The 6,267-nt window shown below is 69.0% G+C and carries 4 protein-coding genes and 1 pseudogene; all 5 read right to left on the bottom strand.

What is annotated here, in order from left to right:
- Positions 1–210: pseudogene (locus tag RDM88_RS11110) on the bottom strand (dihydroorotate dehydrogenase catalytic subunit); the annotation flags it as partial.
- Entirely contained in the window at positions 210–956 is a 747-nt protein-coding gene (locus tag RDM88_RS11105; RefSeq protein WP_308754904.1) for a dihydroorotate dehydrogenase electron transfer subunit, read from the bottom strand. The gene RDM88_RS11105 and the pseudogene RDM88_RS11110, both read right to left, overlap by 1 nt.
- A complete protein-coding gene (carB, locus tag RDM88_RS11100) occupies positions 949–4,152 on the bottom strand; it encodes a carbamoyl-phosphate synthase large subunit (RefSeq protein ID WP_308754903.1) in 3,204 nt (1,067 codons plus the stop codon). The genes RDM88_RS11105 and carB overlap by 8 nt, the downstream gene beginning before the upstream one ends.
- The gene (gene carA, locus RDM88_RS11095) at positions 4,136–5,254 is read right to left on the bottom strand and encodes a glutamine-hydrolyzing carbamoyl-phosphate synthase small subunit (RefSeq protein WP_308754902.1); all 1,119 of its coding nucleotides are present in this window, start codon (positions 5,252–5,254) and stop codon (positions 4,136–4,138) included. The genes carB and carA overlap by 17 nt, the downstream gene beginning before the upstream one ends.
- Positions 5,255–5,282: 28 nt before the next feature.
- Positions 5,283–6,267, bottom strand: a 985-nt coding sequence (locus RDM88_RS11090) for a dihydroorotase (RefSeq protein WP_308754901.1), incomplete at its 5' end; no start/stop codon positions are given.

The following is a 6,267-nucleotide window of genomic DNA, read 5'->3' as shown; positions in this document are numbered from 1 at the left end:
CACCGCGTTTAAGAGCCCCGCCTCGCATTCGGCGATGCGGGGCGTCGGGTTTCCGAAGCGCGCCTCCCGCGTCGTGCCCTTGAGCGCGACCGCCCCGAGGCGGTTCAAATCGTACCATTTTGCCATCTCATGCCCGAACCCGAACGTCCCGCTCGCCGGGATGACCGGGTTTTGGAGGGTGAGCCCCCCGAGCGATACCGAAGTGTCCATCAGAACCGCACCTCCCCCGACCGCAGCACCGGCCCCTCGACGCAGATGCGCTTGGGGCCCGCGAGCGTCTCGCAGGAACATCCCATGCAGGCCCCGAATCCGCAGCCCATCCGCCGCTCGAAGGAGAGCTGGCCCTCCGCGCCCTTTTCGCGTCCGAGCGCGTGCACCGCGGCGAGCATCGGCTCGGGACCGCAGGCGCAGTAATATTCGTATTCGAGCCGGGAGAGCGGTCCGGTGACAAATCCCCGCTCCCCGAGGCTGCCGTCCTCGGTGGCGGCGAACACCTCGCAGCCGAGCGCCAGGAAGCCCTCCGCCAGAAAGGCGTCGGCCGCCGTCCGGAAGCCGAGCGCCACGGCGGGCGGTTCGCCGGCGAGCGCGAGCCGCCTGGCCAGCCCGTAGAGGGGCGGCACGCCCACCCCGCCGCCGATGAGGACCGTGCGCTTCCCCCGCGCCGCCGGGAGATCGTAGCCGTTGCCGAGGCCGGTCAGCAGGTCGAGCGTTTCCCCGGGGCGGACGCCGGCGAGCAGGCGCGTCCCCTTCCCCACCGCCCTGTAGACGAGGGTGAGCCCGCCGCTGTCCCAGTCGCAGACGCTGATCGGGCGGCGCAGGTAGCACCCGTCCACGCGCACGTTCACAAACTGGCCGGGGGCCGTGATCCAGCGGGTGTCGCCGAGAAGGCGCATCCGGAGGACCTCCCGCGCGATGGGGCGGTTTTCCGCCACTTGGTAGCGGGCGTTTTTAAACATCGGCGCCCTCCCTCCCCGCGTCGATCGTCGAAACGCCGACGGTGAGCTCCTCGAGCACGTCGAGCAGCACGGCCGTCGTGTCGAGGGAGGTGAAGATCGTCACGTTATGCTCCACCGCGAGCCGGCGGATGCGGAAGCCGTCCTTGGCCGGATTCTCCCCGCAGCCGGGGCCGAGGGTATTGACCACATAGGTCACATGCCCGGCGCGCAGGCTGTCGGGAATCTCCTCCGAGCCCTCGCTGATCTTGTGGAGCAGGCGGGTTCGGATGCCGTGCTGCTTTAAGAAATTCGCGGTGTCCTGCGTCGCTTCGATGTTGAAGCCCAACTCATAGAACCGCCGCGCGAAGGGCAGCGACCTCTCCTTGTCCCGGTCGGCGATCGTGAAGAGGACGGTCCCATAGTTGACCACCCGCTGCCCCGCCGCCTTGAGCGCCTTGTAGAAGGCGCGGTAGAGGGTCCTGTCGCACCCGAGCGCCTCGCCCGTGCTCTTCATCTCGGGCGAGAGGTAGGCGTCCGCGCCCCGGATTTTTGAAAAGCTGAAGACGGGGCATTTGACGTACCAGCGGTCCCGCTCCGGCGCAGCGCCGGTGCCATAGCCCTGTTCGCGCAGCGTCTGGCCGAGCGCCACCCTGGCGGCGACGCCCGCCAGATTGATCCCCGTCGCCTTGGAGAGGAAGGGCACGGTGCGCGACGAGCGGGGGTTCACCTCGATGACGTGCACCTTCTCCTGCGGGTCTACGATGAACTGGATGTTGAAGGGGCCTTTGATGCCGATGCCAAGCCCCAGCTTCACCGTGTAGTCGACGATCGTCCCGCGGACCGCCCCGCTCACCGAGAAGGTCGGATAGACGCTGATCGAATCGCCCGAATGCACCCCCGTGCGCTCGACGTGCTCCATGATGCCGGGGATGAACACGTCGGTCCCGTCGCACACCGCGTCGACCTCGAGCTCCTTGCCCTCGATATACCGGTCGACGAGCACCGGCGCGTCCTCGCTCGCGCGCACCGCCTCCGAGAGGTAGCGGCGCAGGTCGCCGTCGTTGACGACGATCTGCATCGCCCGCCCGCCGAGCACGAAGCTCGGCCGCACGAGCACCGGGTAGCCGAGGGAATTGGCGGCCTCGATCCCTTCCTCAAGCGTCGTCACCGCGCGGCCCTCCGGCTGCGGGATGCCGAGGCGCTCCATGAGCGCCTCGAAGCTGCCGCGGTTTTCCGCCCTGCCGATCGCCTCGCACCCCGTCCCGGCGAGCGGCACGCCCAGCGCATCGAGCCGCGCCGCGAGGTTAATCGCCGTCTGGCCGCCGAGCGTCACGACGACCCCGTCGGGCCGTTCGAGCGTCAGCACGTTCATGACGTCCTCGACGGTGAGCGGCTCGAAGTAGAGCTTGTCGCTCACCGTGTAGTCGGTCGAGACCGTCTCGGGGTTGTTGTTGATGACGATCGCTTCAAATCCCGCCTCCCGGATGGCCCAGACCGCGTGGACGGTCGAGTAGTCGAACTCGACCCCCTGCCCGATCCGGATGGGGCCGGAGCCGAGCACGACGATCTTTTTGCGGGCGGTCACGACACTCTCGTTTTCCTCCTCGTAGGTCGAGTAGAAGTAGGGGACGTAGCTTTCAAATTCCGAGGCGCAGGTGTCGATCATCTTGTAGACGGGCAGGACGCCGTTTTCCTTCCGCAGCAGGAAGATCTCCGATTCGCTCCTCCCCCACAGCCGCCCGATGCAGCCGTCCGAAATCCCCGTCCGCTTGGCGCGGCGCAGAAGTTCGAGGTCTCCCGGGCGCGCCGCGAGCTCCCGCTCGAACGAGACGACGCCCGCGAGCTTTTCCATGAAGAACCGGTCGATCTTCGTCACGCGGCAGATCTTCCGCACCGTCGCGCCCCGCCGCAGCAGCTCGGCAATCGCGAACAGCCGCTCGTCGGTCGGGGCGCGCAGGATTTCCCACAGCTCCGCGTCGGGCGCGGCGTCGAATTTTTCAAGCCATAGGCCGTCCGCGCCCGCCTCGAGGCTGCGCACCGCCTTGAGCAGGCTCTCCTCGAAGGTGCGCCCGACCGCCATGACCTCGCCCGTCGCCTTCATCTGTGTGGAGAGCAGGCGGCTCGCGCTTTCGAACTTGTCGAAGGGGAAGCGCGCGATCTTGGCGACCACGTAGTCGAGCGCCGGCTCGAAGCTCGCGGGGGTGTTGGCGAGGGCGATTTCGTCGAGGGTGAAGCCCACCGCGATGAGCGCCGACACCCGCGCGATCGGGTAGCCGCTCGCCTTGCTCGCCAGCGCGGAGGAACGGGAGACGCGGGGGTTCACCTCGATCACATAGTACCGGAAGGAGCCGGGGTCGAGCGCGAACTGCACGTTGCAGCCCCCTTCGATGCCCAGCGCGCGGATGAGCCGCAGGGCGGCGTCCCGCAGCATGTGGTACTCCCTGTTGGTGAGGGTCTGGCTCGGACAGACGACGATCGAATCCCCCGTGTGGATGCCCACCGGATCGACGTTCTCCATGTTGCAGACGGCTAGCGCCGTGTCGTTTTTGTCCCGGATGACCTCGTATTCGATCTCCTTATAGCCCTTGATGCTCCTTTCGACGAGCACCTGCCCGGCGGGCGAAAGGCGCAGAGCGCTTTCCGCGAGGGGACCGAGCTCGTCGTCGTTTTCCGCGAAGCCCCCGCCCGTGCCGCCGAGGGTGAAGGCGGGACGCAGGACCACCGGGTAGCCGATGGCGCGCGCCTTCTCATACGCCTCCTCCACCGTCGTCGCGACATCGCTCGGGAGGGTCGGCTCGCCCGCCGCGGCGCACAGCTCCTTGAAAAGCTCCCGGTCCTCGGCGCGCTCGATCGCGTCGAAGCCGGTGCCGAGGATTTCGCACCGGCACTCCCCCAGCACCCCCTTTTTGGCGAGCTGCATGGCGAGGTTGAGCCCCGTCTGCCCGCCGAGGGTCGGCAGGAGCGCGTCGGGGCGCTCCTTGCGGATGATGCGCGCCACGAATTCCAGCGTGAGTGGCTCGATGTAGACGCGGTCGGCAACGTCGGTGTCGGTCATGATTGTCGCCGGGTTGGAGTTGACGAGCACGACGGTGTAGCCCGCCTCCCGCAGCGCGAGGCAGGCCTGGGTGCCCGAGTAGTCGAACTCGGCCGCCTGGCCGATGACGATCGGCCCCGAGCCGATCACGAGAATCTTGCGGATATCAGTACGCTTGGGCATCCCGGTCCCCCCTTTCCGTCTGGAACGCCTCGATCGAGGCGATGAATTTGTCGAACAGATAGGCCGAGTCCTGCGGGCCGGGCGCGCTCTCGGGGTGGTACTGCACCGAAAAGACGCCCCGGGACGCGTCCTCCAGCCCCTCGACCGTGCCGTCGAGCAGGTTCCGGTGCGTCACCGCGAGGCCCGTCCCCGCAAGGCTCTCCGGGTCGACCGCGAACGAGTGGTTCTGGCTCGTGATCTCGACCCGGCCGGTCAAAAGGTTTTTGACCGGGTGGTTGCCGCCGCGGTGGCCGAACTTGAGCTTATAGGTGCGCGCGCCGTTCGCGAGCGCGATGATCTGGTGCCCGAGGCAGATGCCGAAGATGGGCAGCCGCCCCTGGAGCGCCCGCACGAGCGCGGCGGCCTCCGGGACGTCCCGCGGGTCTCCCGGCCCGTTGGAGAGGAAGAGCCCGTCCGGTTCCAGCGCGAGCACCGCTTTGGCGGGCGTGCCGCAGGGTACGACCGTCACATCGCAGCCGCGCGCCGCCAGCGAGCGGACGATGTTGTGCTTGATGCCGCAGTCGACCGCCACGACGGAATAGCGCGCGTTGGCGGTGCGGTGGCGCCAGGGCTTTTTGCAGCTCACCCGCGCGACCTGGTCGCGCGGGACGGGCGTGCCGGCCAGCCGTTCGAGCGCCGCCGCGTCGGGGGTATCCGCGCCGGTCAGCAGCGCGCGCATGCTCCCCTCGCTGCGGAGCATCCGGGTGATCGCCCGGGTGTCCGGCCCCGCGATGCCGGGGATGCCGTACTCCTCCATCACCTCCGCGAGAGGCTGCGCCGCCCGGAAGTTGGAGGGGCTGTCGTTATATTCCCGCACGATGAAGCCGCCGATGCGCGGCGTTTTCGTCTCATAGTCGTCCGCCGCGAGCCCGTAGTTGCCGATCAGCGGATAGGTCATGCAGACCAGCTGCCCGCAGTAGGACGGGTCGGAGAAAATCTCCTGGTACCCGACCATCGAGGTGTTGAAAACCGCCTCGCACACCGCGTCGGCGTCCGCGCCGAACCCCTCGCCCGCGAACACCCGGCCGTTTTCAAACACCAGCTTCTTCTGTGGTCTTTCCATCCTGTCACCCCTCTGTCTGAATTCCCGGTCAGCGCCGGTAAACTTCTTTTCCCCGGTAAAGCGTGAGCGCCGGCCAGCCCCGCAGCGTCCTCCCCGCAAAGGGGGTCGCCCTGCCGCGGCTCAAAAACCGCTCCGGTTCCACCGGCCGCGCCGTCCGCAGGTCCAGCACCGTGAGGGATGCCTCCTCCCCCGGCGCGAGCGTCCGCCGCTCCCCCAATATTTCCTGCGGCCCCGCCGTCAGCAGGAACAGCAGGCGTTCGAGCGGCAGGATTCCCGGCTCCGTCAGCCCGGTATAGAGCGCGGGGAACGCCGTCTCAAGTCCCACGACCCCGAAGAGGCTCCCCCGGAAGCCGCCCGCCTTCTCCTCCGCCGCGTGCGGCGCGTGGTCGGTGGCGACCGCCGTGATCGTACCGTCGAGCAGCGCCCCGACGAGCGCGGCGCGGTCGTCCTCCGCACGCAGCGGCGGATTCATCTTGAACCGCCCCTCGTCCGCCGGGATGTCCCCGTCGCAGAGGAGCAGGTTGTGGGGCGCCGCCTCGCAGGTGACCGGCAGGCCCCGCTTTCGCGCCTCCCGCACCATCGCGGCCCCCTCCTTCGTCGAGAGGTGGCAGATGTGCAGGCGGCAGCCCGTTTCGGCGGCGAGCCGGATGTCCCGCGCAACCGCCTCGTATTCGCTCTCCGACGGGATGCCCGGGAAGCCGTGCGCCCGCGCGAACGCCCCGTCGTGGCAGCAGCCGCCCGCCGGGACGAGCGGCTCCGCCTCGCAGTGGGCGGCGACGAAGCTCCCCGCCGCCGCGACGCGCTCCATCGCCGCGCGCATCGTTTCCTCCGACTGCACACCGCGCCCGTCGTCCGAAAACCCGGCGACGTGCGGGGCGAGCGCGGAAATCTCCGAGAGCGCCTCCCCCCGCCGCCCGCGGGTGATCGCCGCATAGGGCGCCACACGCACCCGTGCGTCCCGCGCGATCCGCCGCGCCTGCGGCCAGAGGTGTACGAGGCTGTCGGGCGCGGGG

Source organism: uncultured Anaerotruncus sp. (genome assembly GCF_902490045.1).
Taxonomy (GTDB): Bacteria; Bacillota; Clostridia; order Oscillospirales; family Ruminococcaceae; genus Anaerotruncus.
Note: the sequence above shows the minus strand (reverse complement) of the source record. Positions and strands in the feature narration are given on the sequence as shown.

Bases quoted from the DNA above. Each gene is read 5' to 3' on its own strand.
- RDM88_RS11105 (WP_308754904.1), bottom strand. From the start codon at position 956: ATGTTTAAAAACGCCCGCTACCAAGTGGCGGAAAACCGCCCCATCGCG.
- carB (WP_308754903.1), bottom strand. From the start codon at position 4,152: ATGCCCAAGCGTACTGATATCCGCAAGATTCTCGTGATCGGCTCGGGG.
- carA (WP_308754902.1), bottom strand. From the start codon at position 5,254: ATGGAAAGACCACAGAAGAAGCTGGTGTTTGAAAACGGCCGGGTGTTC.